The organism is Leptospira noguchii serovar Panama str. CZ214 (assembly GCF_000306255.2).
Taxonomy (GTDB): Bacteria; Spirochaetota; Leptospiria; order Leptospirales; family Leptospiraceae; genus Leptospira; species Leptospira noguchii.
Window position 1 is genome coordinate 1 of record NZ_AKWY02000009.1, and the last position, 15,707, is coordinate 15,707.

Annotated in this window: 13 protein-coding genes and 1 pseudogene; 9 read left to right on the plus strand and 5 right to left on the minus strand. The window is 35.1% G+C overall.

What is annotated here, in order from left to right:
* Positions 1-130: 130 nt before the first annotated feature.
* From LEP1GSC059_RS03855 to LEP1GSC059_RS03870, 5 genes and pseudogenes are all read right to left on the minus strand, one after another.
* Positions 131-1,039: a transposase family protein gene (locus tag LEP1GSC059_RS03855; RefSeq protein WP_002177898.1), complete on the minus strand. Its 909-nt coding sequence runs from the start codon at positions 1,037-1,039 to the stop codon at positions 131-133.
* A gap of 131 nt (positions 1,040-1,170) precedes the next feature.
* Positions 1,171-1,371: a hypothetical protein gene (locus tag LEP1GSC059_RS23545; RefSeq protein WP_020980326.1), complete on the minus strand. Its 201-nt coding sequence runs from the start codon at positions 1,369-1,371 to the stop codon at positions 1,171-1,173.
* Positions 1,351-1,655 (minus strand): annotated as a pseudogene (locus LEP1GSC059_RS24610) (hypothetical protein); the annotation flags it as partial. The pseudogene LEP1GSC059_RS24610 and the gene LEP1GSC059_RS23545, both read right to left, overlap by 21 nt.
* Before the next feature lie 79 nt (positions 1,656-1,734).
* Complete coding sequence (locus LEP1GSC059_RS03865) at positions 1,735-2,079, minus strand: Mpo1-like protein (protein WP_002177570.1); 345 nt, start codon at positions 2,077-2,079, stop codon at positions 1,735-1,737.
* A gap of 1,001 nt (positions 2,080-3,080) precedes the next feature.
* Positions 3,081-4,631 carry a cryptochrome/DNA photolyase family protein gene (locus LEP1GSC059_RS03870; protein ID WP_036057037.1) on the minus strand — a complete coding sequence of 517 codons (1,551 nt, stop codon included), beginning with the start codon at positions 4,629-4,631 and terminating at the stop codon, positions 3,081-3,083.
* Positions 4,632-5,589: 958 nt separating this feature from the next.
* Between LEP1GSC059_RS03870 and LEP1GSC059_RS03875 the strand changes: the two genes are divergently transcribed.
* The 9 genes from LEP1GSC059_RS03875 to LEP1GSC059_RS03915 all read left to right on the plus strand — a co-directional run bounded on the left by LEP1GSC059_RS03875 (position 5,590) and on the right by LEP1GSC059_RS03915 (position 15,706).
* Positions 5,590-6,216 (plus strand): YiiX family permuted papain-like enzyme, encoded by a 627-nt coding sequence (locus LEP1GSC059_RS03875; RefSeq protein WP_017214424.1) that lies wholly within the window; start codon positions 5,590-5,592, stop codon positions 6,214-6,216.
* Between the two features lie 1,019 nt (positions 6,217-7,235).
* Positions 7,236-7,526, plus strand: a complete 291-nt coding sequence (gene groES / locus LEP1GSC059_RS03880; protein ID WP_000146552.1) for a co-chaperone GroES — start codon at positions 7,236-7,238, stop codon at positions 7,524-7,526.
* A 14-nt stretch (positions 7,527-7,540) separates the two neighbouring features.
* Positions 7,541-9,181 carry a chaperonin GroEL gene (gene groL, locus LEP1GSC059_RS03885; RefSeq protein ID WP_002177547.1) on the plus strand — a complete coding sequence of 547 codons (1,641 nt, stop codon included), beginning with the start codon at positions 7,541-7,543 and terminating at the stop codon, positions 9,179-9,181.
* A 107-nt stretch (positions 9,182-9,288) separates the two neighbouring features.
* Positions 9,289-9,963 carry an SIMPL domain-containing protein gene (locus LEP1GSC059_RS03890; protein ID WP_004421242.1) on the plus strand — a complete coding sequence of 225 codons (675 nt, stop codon included), beginning with the start codon at positions 9,289-9,291 and terminating at the stop codon, positions 9,961-9,963.
* An 85-nt stretch (positions 9,964-10,048) separates the two neighbouring features.
* Complete coding sequence (locus LEP1GSC059_RS03895) at positions 10,049-10,546, plus strand: DUF1579 family protein (RefSeq protein WP_017214426.1); 498 nt, start codon at positions 10,049-10,051, stop codon at positions 10,544-10,546.
* A gap of 184 nt (positions 10,547-10,730) precedes the next feature.
* Entirely contained in the window at positions 10,731-11,963 is a 1,233-nt protein-coding gene (locus LEP1GSC059_RS03900) for an ATP-grasp domain-containing protein (RefSeq protein ID WP_036057028.1), read from the plus strand.
* Positions 11,950-12,588 (plus strand): class I SAM-dependent methyltransferase, encoded by a 639-nt coding sequence (locus tag LEP1GSC059_RS03905; protein ID WP_017214427.1) that lies wholly within the window; start codon positions 11,950-11,952, stop codon positions 12,586-12,588. The genes LEP1GSC059_RS03900 and LEP1GSC059_RS03905 overlap by 14 nt, the downstream gene beginning before the upstream one ends.
* A complete protein-coding gene (locus LEP1GSC059_RS03910; protein ID WP_017214428.1) occupies positions 12,564-13,454 on the plus strand; it encodes a class I SAM-dependent methyltransferase in 891 nt (296 codons plus the stop codon). The genes LEP1GSC059_RS03905 and LEP1GSC059_RS03910 overlap by 25 nt, the downstream gene beginning before the upstream one ends.
* Positions 13,454-15,706 carry a YhjD/YihY/BrkB family envelope integrity protein gene (locus LEP1GSC059_RS03915; protein WP_020980322.1) on the plus strand — a complete coding sequence of 751 codons (2,253 nt, stop codon included), beginning with the start codon at positions 13,454-13,456 and terminating at the stop codon, positions 15,704-15,706. The genes LEP1GSC059_RS03910 and LEP1GSC059_RS03915 overlap by 1 nt, the downstream gene beginning before the upstream one ends.
* Position 15,707: the final 1 nt, after the last annotated feature.

Consider the following 15,707-nt stretch of genomic DNA (forward strand, 5'->3'; position numbering starts at 1 on the left):
TACATATTTTTGAGCTGTTGAAATTACAATTTAAAATTTTAATTAAAACGAATAGTAAATTCAAGAACAATAAATGAATTAACGTAATTTAGAGAAACTCAGTTTTCAATATATTAGAGTTGTTGAAAAATTAGTAATTAAAACGTTTATTAAAAAATAAATGAAGGTTCCAAAGCCCTGCGGCTAAAACAAAAACGAGATGTTTAAAGTCTTTTCTAAAACATCTAATGACATCCGATGTAATTCTAAATCTTTTAATACCGGCAAAAGCATTTTCTACGAAAATCCTTTTTTTACTAATTCTTGTATTCTTTGCTTTTTGTGTAGCGGTAAGTTCTCTTTTCTTAGGTTTCTTTTTCGGTTTGATAATATTCACTTTTTTTGATGTCTTTTCAATTCCTTCAAAACCGGAGTCAAGGATACATACCACATCTTTAGGAATCGCAGAAGTAATCATCGTATTCTCCGCAACTTTAAGATCGTGCGTTTTACCAGATATCGTGTTCGATAAGAATAAGATTGCTTTATCTTTATTTGTCAAAATTAAGTTTTTAATCGTATGTCTTTTCTTTTTTCCAGAGTAGAATTCTTTTTGTAAATCCTTACCTGTTGGCCTTCTGATGGGCCTTTCTGTTCCATCTATGATTACATACTTCAGTTTTTTTAACTTCTTCAACTTTTTTTTGAGATCGGAAATTTCATTTGCGGGAAGAGTATTCATTGAACCAAGTGAAAGAAATAAAACTTCCGCCAAAAGCTTTACCAACTTACAAGCAGTAGTCCTATCCATTTTAAATACCGCTCCCAAGACGTCGTAGGTCGGATAAGTTTTTAGATAAAAAAGAATAAAAAATAAATTCTCTTCTATATCCTGTAAGATTGATTTTCTACCTTTGGTAAAATTATGTTTTATTTCTTCTTTCAAAGATAAATACGCAAGGCCAAAGGGTACGCAGAGTGTTTTGAATTCTTGATGGGAGACACCAAGCAAGGCTTGCGACATTCTAAGATTCTTTAAAACTTTTTCTTTCGATATCATTACACATAGAGTTGTATCTTCAGGTATCGGTACAAGAATTTTACCAATTTTTCAACAACTCTATTAGATTGTAAATATGCTCTTGTTTTGTTTAATGATTTAAAGTCCAAAGCAAACATTCGCAATCCTCATCATATTGAAAAGCGTTCACAATTTTCCTCTCCGTTATATACAATTTTGCCCACAGAAGATTCAACTCGAATCTCGGAATAATGATAGATAAGACTTCCGGGATAATTATTGTTCATACTCCAACCTATGAAATAAGCATATTTAGGACTCAGTTCTAAAAAAACTTCTCCAAGACCTTCATTATATTGAATGTTCTCCAATTGTATTTTTTCTTCAAACTTCGATCGATTCGAATACTCAATCGATTCCGATCTGATCCGAAACCAATTTCGGAAATCAATCTTAGATTTTTAGAATGATGTCCTGTAATCCAAGATTGAAAATGATGTTGTGAAACTGGGATCTGTAATTTAAGAATTAGGGTTACTGTTTTATCTTTTTGATTTAAGATCCCAATAGACCAAATTCTGCTACAGGAATTGATCGTAAAAAAAAGGAATGGTAGTAACACTAATAAAAACGAAAACTTTTTTCGACTTAACACGTAAGAACCCCACACAAAATCAGAATTTTTTCAGAAAAATGGTGGGAACCCATGCTTTATATTTTATAAAATTAGAATATTATTTTTTTCTAATTTTTTCCAATTCCTTTCCAATTTGTCCGGTAAGAATATAAAAATACATCACCCAATCTCCCATAAAAGATTTAAACGGATAAGTAAAAGTAGCCGGACGGTTTTTCTCTACAAAAAAATGACCGATCCAAGCAAAAAAGTAACCGGAAAACAAGGCCGCAAAAATATAGAACGGATTGAGATTGATGATCGCGGTCAAAATCCATCCAATTGCAAAAGACGTTCCCACAAAATGCAAAGCGCGATTTACGGGATGAGAATGTTCGCCTAAATAGAAAGGCCAAAATTCTTTAAAAGTTGTATATGTTTTCGAAGCGGTTTCGGTTGTCATAATTGCCAATCCTCTTTTCTACGATTCTACGGACTCCAGTATCAAAAATCAAGCATTTGAACGACAAATCTTATCTTCTATGAAATCAATAGAATCAAAGTCAAAAATTTTATCTAAAAAAATAACGTTTCATTTTAAAGTTATACTTTAAAAATAATAGAGTTGTTGAAAAATTTCATAGTAGCAAATAACAAAACTGCTTCAATCGATCGTTTCTATGAAACAGAAATGGATGGAGAATTATTCTCTAATAAAAAAATTTCTTTCGTTTTGAACTCAGTTTAAAATCAGCTATTCCTGAAATCATACATTGTATTTTGCATCAAAACAAGCCTTTGTAATCAATTTAGTGCTCAATTTTATAGAGATTAACAAAATCAAATTTTTAACTTTTTTACAATGCTTATAAAAATAGAAATATATTTCGAGATTGTCATACAAAGATTGAACTGTTAAAAAACTCGTTTATTAACTATATGACACAATCTGTGAAAACTCGTCTAAAACTCAAAAGCGATCGATTCTAAGTCTTCGACAAGCTCTTGATAGATCTTAGATATTGTATATATAACGTGAGTTTGACGTAAAAAAATTTGGGCGAATCCGGGCTCTCCGCTCTGGTCAAGTTATTATGAAATTCCAGAATCAGATTCAATTTTTATAAAATACTAATAACTTGACCTACAACGCGACCCATAGGAAAGCGTTGTGCTGAGTTACTTCGAACGACCTAAAACGCTTTCGTAAAAAGCGTTTTGCTGAGTTCAGGAAAGCGTTGTGTTGAGTTCATTCATCGATCCATTTCGTGTTAATTCACATCATTTAGTTTTTTAAAAAATAGATCCAACCGTTTCATTTATATTTTTCTAGTTACAACAAACATGTATCAATGAAATTACTACACTGAATTCAATCAAAATAGTTTATTACAAAAAACTACACAATCAATATCTAAAATACTGAATTTAAACGAATAATCTTACGATAAAATTCAAAATATATTATGTAGGAAAAAGTAAATGAGAATTTGTTTTATCATTCCTTTCTTCCAACGATTGAATATAATCCAAATACGCTTGAAGTTTGAATTTTTTTTTCGTCGAATCCGAGGACATATAACGGATGGTTCCGAAAACATCCCTTTCGGGAAACCAAGGACGATCGAACAAACCGAAACACCATAAAATTCCAGTATACGAATTTGGATCCCTCCCATCGTATGCGTATTTATTATTAAATTCTTCTAATATTTTAAATGCAGTCTGATAGTCAGGAGACCATTCAATGACCTTTTTTCCCCAAAGCATTCGCAGATAATTGTGCATCGATCCGGTTAGAACGAGTTCTTTTTGGGCAGCGTTCCAAATTACATCATGTGTATTTGAACTCTCCAATTGATCTTTTGTATAAATATAAGGACGAATATCGTTTTTATGAAAATCTAAATTTTTTTGAATCCAATCTGGAAGAATAGAAAGGTCTTTTCTAAAAGAAGGTTTTTTCCAAAACATCAAAAAACCTACGTCTCTCCACGTTATGAGTTCATCTAAAAAAGAATTCACGTTCGGATCTGAATGAAAGTAACCTTCTTTTCTATTTTTATTTTCAGGAATAATAACTCCAGGAGTCCAAGGTCCATCCAAATTCCAATTTAAAACTTCGCTTACGATCTCTTCTTGAGATATATGTCCGAAATGTAGATATGGAGATAAAAAAGAAGAATAAGATTCTTCCGGTGGCCTAGGATTACTTCTAAGTTCTGCATAACCAGATAACCCACGTTTTAAAAATTTTTGTAGAAGCCTTATTCCCTCTTCTCTACCTCCTTTTTTTCCAGGGACCGGGAAAATATTTTGAAAATCAAAATTACAATTATTACATATTCTAGAAATTTGATCTTCGCCACCTTCAAACCAAACATTTTTTTTTAAAGGAGAATTTGGATTTTTTTCGAGCCAGGAATTTTCTTTTTCTCGAAATGGTTTATTCGGCTTATGAAAAGACCGGAACTTCCAAACTTCTGGAAACAATTTGTGGACTCTAGGTCTGAGAATTCTTGCTGCCGAAGCAAACTCTCCATAAAAAGTAAGTGGAATGATCGAATTGGAATCTACTACAAGAAGCTTACATTTAAGTTTTTTTGAAAACTGCTCTAACAATTCTGGAACAATATACGCTGGATAATCATCGGTAATTACCAACGCAGCCTCGGAACTAATTTTTTCAAACGTTTCTTCGATTGGATTTCCTTGAGTTTCTACAAATGCCCGATAAGTAAGACCTAATTTTTTCGCCTCTTTTACGTTAGACGACATTCCTTCTAAAATAAACTTGTGCAACCTAGGAGAACTCCAAGGATAATTCATTTTGAGAGGTTCATAGATCAGTAGTTCTTTTTTGTATTTTTGGGAAAGATGAATCGAATAATCCAGAGAATGATTCCAAGCAAGTCTTCTGGCCATAGACATCCAATAAAGAATATAAGGTTTTTCTTCTAATATTGGTTTTTGATTAAGTTCTCGCACACGTACTAGATTTTCTTTTTGAAACATGTTTTCCTTTTTAAAACGGATTTGATGGAGAGAATTCCAAAACAAATCTAAATGCCAAGTATTTATAAAATGCGGTAGTTCCCACAGAAATCGCCGTATTGTATGATTTACAGTTTTTTAACATTCTTTTATTATTCTAGTTTCTGTGTGAGTTCCTACATCTTATCATAATCTTACTTTCTCCAAAAATTTGATTCCAAACGCAGCTTGTTTTTCTAATTTAATCTGGGTCGGAACTGCGGCCATTTTTAGAAATTCAGTAGGATTTTATAAAACATATCATAAAAATTTTTCTAAAAGTAAGAGTCCCCATATTTTTGTCTCAATTACATTCTTCTAAAAAAGTATTCAAAACTATATAAAGTTTGGTCGTAACTACAGCCAAATTTTGCAGTAGCTCCTACAAATTACGTCTCTTATAGATCCAGAAACTGTACTGATCATTCAACTTTCAGTGGTAGTTCCCACATTTTTGTAAAACTAAAACGTCTCGCATCTACAAGATCCCTCGGCGATTTTGGAACAGACTCTAATAACACAATTCATCTATATACGTTGAGCGAAATTGAAATAATAAATTTGTAAGTCAATAATTTTATAAATCTCTGGTAAAAAGAGATAAATAAAAATGGATCAAATGCAATTAGAATCTCGATAAATTTTACTCTTACAGTTTTTCTTTATATAGCCGGTAAGTTTTTCAAAAATGACTCATATTCAATAAATAAAGTTGGTGAAAAAATTCATATCTACAAACGATTTTATTCATTTGTTTTAATGAATAAACAAAAGAAAATTAATTTTTCAACAACTCTAATTATATTAGTATATAGACAGTCTTTTAGTTTTATGGCAATAACTGAGTCTTGCAATTTTAAAAGTATTTAGCTGATAAATGACTTCAGAAAATGTATATGTATTTTTAAACGTAATTACTTATTTTTTTAAAGGTTAACTCATGTATAAAAAGTTAAGATTTATTTTAATATTTCTCAGTGTTTCTTGTATTGCTCTAAAAGCAGCAGATTTAGATAATTCTAATATAATTGAAGGAGATATTATATTCCATGAATCCAATTCTGAACAAAGTAAAGCGATCCGATTAGCAACTCGATCCCCTTATACCCATGTGGGTATTATTTTCAAATACGGAAACGAATATAAAGTTTTAGAAGCTGTAGAACCAGTAAAACTTACTCCCCTTTCTGCTTTTATTAAACGAGGAAAAAAGTATCATTATGTTATCAAACGTCTAAAAAACCGAAATGACATTCTCTCGAAAAATAAGTTGGCTGAAATGAAAAGATACGGTGAATCTTTTTTAGGAAAACATTACGACATATATTTTGGTTGGTCTGATGATCGGATTTATTGTACTGAATTAATTTGGAAACTATATAATAAAACAACAGGGAAAAAATTAGGTGAACTAAAGACTTTAAAAGATTTTAATTTATCTTTTCCGCAAGTACAATCTCTAATGAAAAAAAGATATGGAAATAATATTCCTTATTCAGAACCCGTAATTTCACCCATTGACATGTTTGAATCTACAGAATTGGAAACAATTATCAGTGCGAACTAAATTTTTTAACTAAGATTTCTCCGCATTTTTTTTACATCGTAAGTTTTCTGAGTTCAATGACATACTAAAACGTTATGCGAAACATATTCAAAGAGTGTTTTATTGATGCGTTTCATAATAATTTTATTTGTCTCTGCATTTTTTTCCACCCTACTATCCCAATTGTATTTTTACTACAATGCGACTGCGCTTATGGTAGACTTGCGTCATTACACGCTCGATTTATCAGAAAATCATTGTTTTGAATTAAACTCAACCGATTGCTCGACAACTAAATTTGAGACACTTGGCCCGTCCTTTTCTTTGGAACTATTCCGACAAAAAACATTGACTCCTTCCATTCGGTATTTATTTTATTCGGAGTTTTTTTCATTTCATCCATTCTTTGGAATTTACGAAATGAAATTTACTCCAAGAGATTGTTTAGTATTTCGTGTATCCCATTTTAATTTGTTGGGGAAATTCTCCGGGCCTATATATCACTCCTCAAATTGTAATATCCACCCCTGAGTCACTTTCATATTTCTTCACTTCTCGTTACTAATTTTAGTCTGTACTCATTTATTTCGATCTGTAATCAAAAGGAAGGACATTGAAAGTGTTTTTGTTTGAATGAAACAATCCTTAAAGAAGAGTTCCCGCAAATTATATTATAAGGTCGTAACTACAGCCAAATTTTGCAGTAGCTCCTACTTTTTAAACTAACGTGAGTTCGAGGTAAGAAAATGAGAAAGAATTTTCCAAAAGTATAAGTTTCTACAATTTTAAAATTTATTCGTAAAATCTTAACTTGGTGGTAGTTCCCACATTTTAAGAATTTATCTGTAAGATCCGGATTTGTGTTAGTTACTTTACAACTTCATTCAAAAACGAAACTTTTATTAAACTAAACTTCCTATCCGCTTAGCACTCTCATAGCGAAAGTGCTTGACGCTTTCCAAGCATTTTTTTTTAATGAAAAACTATATAAGCACTCTCACGAATATAGTGCTAATCTTATAATTTTAAGGAGTCAGTCTATGGCATCGATTAAACCTCTGGGTGACAGAGTCCTCGTAGAACCAAGACAGGAAGCCGAGGAAAAGATCGGTAGCATTTTCGTTCCTGATACGGCAAAAGAAAAACCACAAGAAGGGAAAGTTGTCGAAATCGGTAGCGGTAAATATGAAGACGGGAAACTCATCCCTCTCGAAGTAAAAGTAGGCGATACGGTCCTTTACGGAAAGTATTCCGGAACTGAAATCAAATCAGAAGGCAAAGAATATCTTATCATCCGTGAAAGCGATATTCTGGCCGTAGTTAAAAAATAATCAGGAGTTAAATCATGGCGAAAGATATTGAATATAACGAAACGGCAAGACGTAAACTCCTCGAAGGAGTGAACAAACTCGCAAACGCAGTCAAAGTTACTCTTGGGCCTAAGGGGCGCAACGTAGTAATCGATAAAAAATTCGGAGCACCGACCATCACTAAAGACGGTGTTACCGTTGCAAAAGAAATCGAACTAGAAGATCCGTTGGAAAATATGGGAGCTCAAATGGTAAAAGAAGTTTCCACTAAGACAAATGATGTCGCTGGAGACGGAACTACAACTGCAACCATTCTCGCACAATCCATTATCAACGAAGGTCTAAAAAACGTAACCGCTGGCGCAAACCCTATGTCACTCAAAAGAGGAATCGACAAAGCGGTTACCGCAGCTGTGGAAAGTATCCAAAAAAGAGCGGTTAAAATCGAAAACAAAAAAGATATTGCAAACGTTGCAGCTATTTCAGCTAACAACGATAATACGATCGGAAATCTTATTGCAGATGCAATGGATAAAGTTGGAAAAGACGGAGTGATCACCGTAGAAGAAGCAAAATCTATCGAAACCACTCTTGACGTTGTAGAAGGAATGCAGTTCGACAGAGGTTATATCTCCCCTTATATGGTAACCGACGCAGAATCTATGGTAGCTACTCTGAATGATCCTTTCATTCTGATCTACGACAAGAAGATCTCTTCTATGAAGGACCTGATCCATATCTTAGAAAAAGTAGCTCAAGCCGGAAAACCTCTAGTGATCATTTCCGAAGAAGTGGAAGGAGAAGCGCTCGCTACTATCGTAGTCAACACTCTCAGAAAAACCATTTCTTGTGTTGCGGTAAAAGCTCCAGGTTTCGGAGATAGAAGAAAAGCGATGTTGGAAGACATTGCGATTCTAACCGGTGGACAAGTGATCTCAGAAGATCTAGGAATGAAACTGGAAAACACCACTCTTCAAATGTTGGGCCGTGCAAATAAAGTGACCGTTGATAAAGAAAATACTACGATCATCGAAGGTAAAGGCCAGACAAAAGAGATCCAAGGAAGAATCGGTCAGATCAAAAAACAAATCGAAGACACAACTTCCGAATATGATAGAGAAAAACTACAAGAAAGACTCGCTAAACTTGCGGGTGGTGTTGCTGTGATCCACGTAGGTGCGGCTACCGAAGTAGAAATGAAAGAGAAAAAAGCACGCGTAGAAGACGCTCTTTCTGCAACTCGTGCCGCAGTAGAAGAAGGGATCGTTCCAGGTGGTGGTTTAACTCTTCTCAAAGCACAAGAAGCAGTAGGCTCCCTCAAACTAGAAGGAGACGAAGCTACCGGAGCAAAAATCATTTTTAGAGCTTTGGAAGAACCGATTCGTATGATTACTTCAAACGCTGGTTTAGAAGGTTCGGTAATCGTAGAACACGCAAAGGCTAAAAAAGGAAACGAAGGATTTAACGCCCTCACTATGGTTTGGGAAGATATGATCCAAGCCGGAGTTGTAGACCCTGCAAAAGTAGTTCGTTCCGCTCTTCAAAATGCTGCTTCCATCGGTTCTATGATTTTAACCACAGAAGTTACGATCACAGACAAACCGGATAAAGACGCTCCAAACCCAATGGCGGGAATGGGCGGCGGCGGTATGGGAGGAATGGGCGGAATGATGTAATTCATCCAACCTATTCTTTTCCAATCGCAAAAGGCGGCGGAGGTTTTCCTCTTCCGCCTTTTTTTGTAGGCAACAGATTGATCTTAAAAAATCATTCACAAACTATGATGAAACAAGTCCTCGTAATTTTGTCGATTTTACTTATCACCTCTGGAATTTACTCCGAAAACAAACAACAAACGATCACCGTTTCCGGAAGTGGTTCTGCAATTGTAGAAACCGACTACGTTCAAATCAATTTCTCCGTTGAAGTGGAAGATCCGGACCCCAAAGTAGCTCAAGAAAAAAACCTAGAAAGAACGTCTAACGTAATTCAAGCACTTTCTAAAAGATTCAAAATTTCTAATAAAGATATTTATAGTACAGATTACACTCTTCAGAGACAATATCTACAAGAAGGAAAACAAAGACCTTATCTTGCATCTTCTGGAATCCTACTTAAACTCAGAGATCTCAAACTGTATAAGGATTTACTGTTGGAAGTTCAAAAGTTAGGAATCAATGCAGTCAGCGGAATCGAATTTAAAGCGGATTCTACTAAAAAACAAGAAAAAGAAGCCTTAACCTCCGCCTACGAAGACGCAAAAAACAAGGCTCTGGTTCTGGCAAAATCTATTGGAAAAACAAACGTAACCTCAATCAAAATAGTAGAATCCGATTCTATGTTACAACCCCAAGTAGTTTATTTTATGAAAGGAAGAGAAGCTTCCGATCAGTCTCCTATTTCGATTGGAGAAAGAACGATCCAAGCAAGAGTCAGCGTTGAATTTGAAGTTCAGTAAGAATCGTCCGGAACAAGCTTCATTCAAGGAAACGGGTCCGTAATTCTTCTTGATTTCCTTATAGGTTACTCCCTACTTGCTCGGCATGAGTAAGGAAAAATTCGAACAAAGTAAACGGGAAGGAATTCACAAGGAAATGGAATCTCTAGTCGGAAATTGGAAGGGTGTCACCCAAATGATTTTCGAAGAAGGAAAAATAGCGGACGAATCTCCGATCTCCGGAACCATTAAACTCGTGTTAGGCGGAAGATTTCTGCTTCACGAATACAAAGGAAGTTTCAAAGGAGAACCCCTCGAAGGAATTGCTATCTACGGTTATCACATAGACAAACAAAGATACGAATCCGCTTGGGTCGAGTCCTTTGGAATGGGAACTGGAATTATGTTTTCCGAAGGAAATCCCGGCTCCTCGGAATGGTCCTTTACCGGCCACTACGGAGGAGAAACTCCCGAAACTCGTTGGGACTGGAAAACCAGTTTGGAGAAAAACGGAGACGACAAACTAGTCATCTTCTCGCAAAACTTCAAACCCGGAGGTGTCAAAGCGGGCGGCTTTCGAATTCTTTATGATAGATCGATCTAAAATGTTGTGAGTCGATTCGCTTTCAAGAAAAGAAAACGTTCGATTCGCATCACTAAAAAGAAACGAAACAAACCGGCTTTCCAAATATCGGAAGCGCCCGTTGGCTGCGGCGCTTCTTGTCCCTCAACATTCACGTCTCAAAAATCCTTTGACTTTCTTATGTATTAACAAAAATCTACAGAAGATGAAAGACTACTTCCTTTCGATCGGCGCGGGACCCAATCAAGTTCCTTTGATTTCGGCAGCGAACAGACTGGGTTACTCAGTGATTGCAGTGGACCAAAGCGATCGTGCGCCCGGACTCAATATCTCCTCTCTCAGAATCATGGAATCCATTACAGAATATCGTAAAATTCTAAAAACGATTTCCGAAATTCCTCTCCAAGGTAATATACTCGGGATAGGCACTCGTTCTTTCGGAAAAGCGACTTATACGGCCTCTTATATTGCGGACAAATTGAAATTACGTTATGCTAGTCTTAAATGTGTGGAGATTTGTTCCGATAAAAATAAACTCAAAGAAACCGCAAACAGAGTTGGAATTTTAACACCTCAAAACTACGATACAAACTCCAAACATCCATTCCCTTTTGTATATAAACCTTCCCGCGGAAACGGTAAAGAAGGAATTAGAACCTTTCACAATTTAGAAGAATGGGAAAACTTTCTTCAATCCAAAAAAAAGATCCCGAAATTACCCAAAAAGAAATCAAAAGCGCATAACGCGAATCCAGAAGAATGGATCTCTGAAGAATTTATCCCTGGTTTTGAAATTACGGTCTGTGGACTTATCCAAAACAGAGAATTTTTTCCTGCATCCATTTCTCATAAGGATGTGACTAGTTACGCACCTTATTTAGAAATTGCTCATACTCTTCCATTTTTACATTCGGAATTGATTGGAGAAATTTTACTCAATTGTAGAGCTTTGATAGCAGCTACCAAAATGAATGATTGTCCTTTTGTTGCAGAATTTAGAATCAATCCACAAGGAGAAATTTATCTGATTGAAGCCGTTCCAGAAGTAGGAGGAGAATTTTTAGCGGACAATTTAATTCCAAATTATTTTGGTTCCTCTTATTTTGAGAATTTAGTAAAACTTCTTGTAGGAGAAAAAATTAAACCTTTTCCAAACTATTTTAAAATTTCCAATCAATACGCTGGAATTTTTTTCTCTGCTCCTCCCGAAGGAAAATCCAAACTCGTAGGACATTCCGAATTCCACGTTAACGGAAAAGAAAAGCTGCTCTTCGATTGTAAATTGAAACAACCGGAAGACGTTTTAAAGACAAACGAAGGAAACGGAGTTCGTACTAGAAGTATAGGAATCTTAGGCCCGGAAGAAAACCACCAAACCTTAGTTCAATGGAAAGAATCCGTTCTCCAAAGATTAGAAGGTAAATTTGAATCCGTCTGAATCTTCTTCTCGTTCTGCCTGGAATTTTCATTACACCAAAACGAAATCCAGACTTGTTTATCCTGACGAAAATCTGGTCAGAATGCTTTCTAAAATCGATTTTAACAAACAAGAAGAAAGAAAGGCCTTAGACTTTGGAACCGGTTCCGGTAGACATTGTGTTTTGTTAAACGAATTCGGTTATCAAGTTTACGCCACGGATTACACCGAAAATTCCATCAAAACGGTTCAAGAAACGTTTCCTTTCGTTAAAACATCGTTAGGTGGTGATCCGCCCTTTCCTTTTGAAGAGAATTTTTTTGACGTAATCGTAAGTTGGGGAGTTTTACACTATAATTCAATCCAATCAGCTAAAAACATTCTCAAGGAAAAAATGAGAATTCTCAAGAAAGGTGGTTATCTAGCTGGTTCGGTCAGAGCGGTAGGAGACACACATCTCCAAGTTCAAGAAACCGTAGTCGGCACTACAGATCTTAAAGGCGCCTATACTCGTTTTTATACATTAGAAGAATTGAAAGAAGATTTAAAGGGTTTTTCCTATATAGACTTTGGCTATACGGAAAGAACTCCTTTAGGAAAACTAGAAGAAAGGATCTGTCATTGGATTTTTCTGGCAAAACTATAAACGAAACCTGCCCCTGTTGTCAAAAAAAAGACTGGAAATTCCTCTACAATTCAACATTTAAATATTACAATATTCCAATTTACTTATGTTTAAGTTGTGGTCTACAGACCCAATACCCTAGACCAGAACCTTCTGAACTATATACAGAAGAATATTATTCTGGTAACGCTAACTTTTCTTACCGAGACGAAAGACAAACCGAAAAATTCGATCGATATGTTTGGAAAGCCAGAATTAAAAACATCCAAAAATTTAAATCAAGCGGAGAATTTTTAGACGTTGGCTGTTCTTTTGGAGGTTTTTTAAACTGTGCAAAAGAAGCCGGTTTTCAAGTAACAGGGGTAGAAATATCTTCCTATTCTGCGGAAGTCGCCAAGTCCAGAAGATTGAAAGTATATACGGGAGAATTTTTAGACGTTGATCTTCCAGAAAATTTTTTTGACGTAATTACTTTGGTAGAGGTGATAGAACACCTTTCTGATCCAGAAAAAGTTTTTGAAAAGTTAAGTAGAATTCTCAAACCAGGGGGATTATTACTAATACAAACCGCAAACTTTGAAGGTTGGCAAGCGATTGATGCTGGCACAGACTATCACTACTATCTTCCAGGACATTTTTATTATTATTCGGAATCGAATCTGAAAAAAATTCTTGATCGTTTTGGTTTTAGAGATTCTATCACTTATCTCGGAGTAGATTTTTCATTATTCGCAAAATTACTTAAGTCCAGAGGAAATTTCAAATCTTGGAATGAATATTGGAAATGGATTCGAATCAGTGTTTATCATTGGAAAAGCAAACTCAAAAAACAAAACAGACCCTTGACTTCGTCTATGGTTCTGTACTGCTTCAAGGGGATTGAATAATGTTATATTTTTTTAAACCAGGTTGGTTAACCGATTCAGACAAGATCCCCGAAAAAGGGTTTTTAAGAACCTTCGTAATATTCATACGGATCATCTTGGGTTCCGCGTATCGTTTTATTAAGGACGACTGCCTTATGCAGGCTTCCGGAATTTCCTATACTACAATCGTGTCCTTGATTCCTATGCTTACGGTTGCGTTGTCTTTGATTACGATCACATCCGGTTTAGAAAACAGAAAAGAAGAAATTTTTGATACGATAAACACGTTCATCTTACAAAGTAACATCAGCATAGACATCAATCCGTATCTGGAAACAATCGGCGATCTTATCGATACTGCTTCCCAAATTGGAGCGATCGGATTTATAACTCTAGTATTTTCGGCAACCGCGGTTTTACGTTCTCTTGAAAACGCATTTAACGGAATTTGGAAAATTCATTCTAATAGATCTCTATTTCAAAAATTAATATTTTATTTTTTTGTATTAGCCATAGGCCCACTTCTTTTTGTGATCGTGGAAGGAATTGCCAAAAGAACCATCGATTTTTTTAGACCTTCTCATTATTTTTCCATGGAAAAAGATCCATCTGAAAAAATTTGGGTGAGTGGAGAAAACGGAACCTTATTTCGAATGAACTCAAATCTCAAAAAGGAATATTCGATCCGGGAAGAAGAAATCGATTTTGAAAATATGAAATGTTTAGACGCGTTAGGCGGAAGACTTGACTTCTGTAAAAAACCAAATATAGGAACTTCCGATTTTGTTAAAATTAAAATCCGAGATGGAATTATCTATGCCCTTTCCGCAAAAGGATTACTTTTAATCAAAACTTTAGAATCTCCCGTCTGGAGACTGGCCTCTTTCGAGGGCGTTGAATTAAAAGACATGGAAGTAATTAATTCAAATAACATTTTTATTATATTCAAAAACGGAGAAGTTCTTCATTACATTCCAGAAGGAATTTCTTTTAAACCGATTTTCAAAGATAGATTAAAAATGAACGCTTCTAAAATTTATTTTCCAGACGAATTTAACGGTTATATCGCAGACGAATCTGGTACGGTTTGGAACAGTAACGATGGAGGTTTTAATTTTTATCCAAATAGGCTAACTCATTTAGCATTTCATGATATTCATAAAACTACAAATGGAGAAATATTTTTAGCTGGAGAAAGAGGAGCTTTGTATCGTTCTACTGACGGAGGAAACACCTGGATACAACTGAGTCATAAACGATACAACTTTATACGAATCTGGTCTTTTACTGGAACTGATATTACGGAATTATTTCTAATGGATAGTTTAGGAAATATACTCATTTCAACGGATTTGGGAGAACATTGGAACCCGTTTTATACTCCTATGAACGGCAAGTTATGGGCCAATCTTCTTTTAGAAAGAAAAGAAAACGGACAAATTAAAATACTCAACATAGGCGAATACCGCACCATCAGCGTAACTGAATCTAAGGACCAAAAATTTGCAACAACCCTAATCACAGGAGGAGATAGCGTATTTACGATTTATTCTTTTTTAAGAATTTTATTTCCTCTCTCCGGAATTTGGCTCTTTTTTCTAAGCCTTTATTCCTTGATTCCAAACACGAAGGTTCCTTTAAAAGCGTCTTCCGTAGGTGCCGCGGTTACTGGAATCATCTTTCTAGTTTTTCTTTGGGCATTTCAAGTGTATATTTTATCTTTTAGTGAAACAACGATGATCATCTACAAAGCGTTAGCCGCTATTCCGATTTTTCTTTTAGGAGTATATTCACTTTCTCTAATTGTTTTATTTGGAGCAGAGATCACCGCTTGCCTTCAGTTTAGAGAAAGATACATCGCTCCTTTACATTCTCTGGACGAAATGAATACTTCGCCTAGCAATGAGTTCAGAAAATTAATTTTGACTTTAAAATCTGCTTATAAAATCCAAAAAGAAAAAAAAGTTCCCTCTTCTTGTGTTGAACTTTCTTCCGTTTCCGGTTTAAAAGAAGAGGAGATTCCGGTCCTTACCAAAAAACTCTGTGAACTGGAATTATTGTCCGAAACTAAAAAAAATGAATTTGTTCCGATTGCCTCTCCTGTGGATCTAAGTATCGCGGACGTATATCGAAAAGTTCCGGAGCCTCTTTTAACAGGAGATCAAAATTTAAAACTATTTCCAACAAACATCGTTTCTAAAATCGAAAAAACGGAAGAAAAACTACAACACGATCTGGATGCAATTAAGTTCAGCGATTTGATCGATTCTTAAT

What these genes read in the sequence shown, in the direction of transcription:
- LEP1GSC059_RS03855 (WP_002177898.1), bottom strand. Translation starts at nt 1,039, where the DNA reads ATGATATCGAAAGAAAAAGTTTTAAAGAATCTTAGAATGTCGCAAGCC.
- LEP1GSC059_RS03865 (WP_002177570.1), bottom strand. Translation starts at nt 2,079, where the DNA reads ATGACAACCGAAACCGCTTCGAAAACATATACAACTTTTAAAGAATTT.
- LEP1GSC059_RS03870 (WP_036057037.1), bottom strand. Translation starts at nt 4,631, where the DNA reads ATGTTTCAAAAAGAAAATCTAGTACGTGTGCGAGAACTTAATCAAAAA.
- LEP1GSC059_RS03875 (WP_017214424.1), top strand. Translation starts at nt 5,590, where the DNA reads ATGTATAAAAAGTTAAGATTTATTTTAATATTTCTCAGTGTTTCTTGT.
- groES (WP_000146552.1), top strand. Translation starts at nt 7,236, where the DNA reads ATGGCATCGATTAAACCTCTGGGTGACAGAGTCCTCGTAGAACCAAGA.
- groL (WP_002177547.1), top strand. Translation starts at nt 7,541, where the DNA reads ATGGCGAAAGATATTGAATATAACGAAACGGCAAGACGTAAACTCCTC.
- LEP1GSC059_RS03890 (WP_004421242.1), top strand. Translation starts at nt 9,289, where the DNA reads ATGAAACAAGTCCTCGTAATTTTGTCGATTTTACTTATCACCTCTGGA.
- LEP1GSC059_RS03895 (WP_017214426.1), top strand. Translation starts at nt 10,049, where the DNA reads ATGAGTAAGGAAAAATTCGAACAAAGTAAACGGGAAGGAATTCACAAG.
- LEP1GSC059_RS03900 (WP_036057028.1), top strand. Translation starts at nt 10,731, where the DNA reads ATGAAAGACTACTTCCTTTCGATCGGCGCGGGACCCAATCAAGTTCCT.
- LEP1GSC059_RS03915 (WP_020980322.1), top strand. Translation starts at nt 13,454, where the DNA reads ATGTTATATTTTTTTAAACCAGGTTGGTTAACCGATTCAGACAAGATC.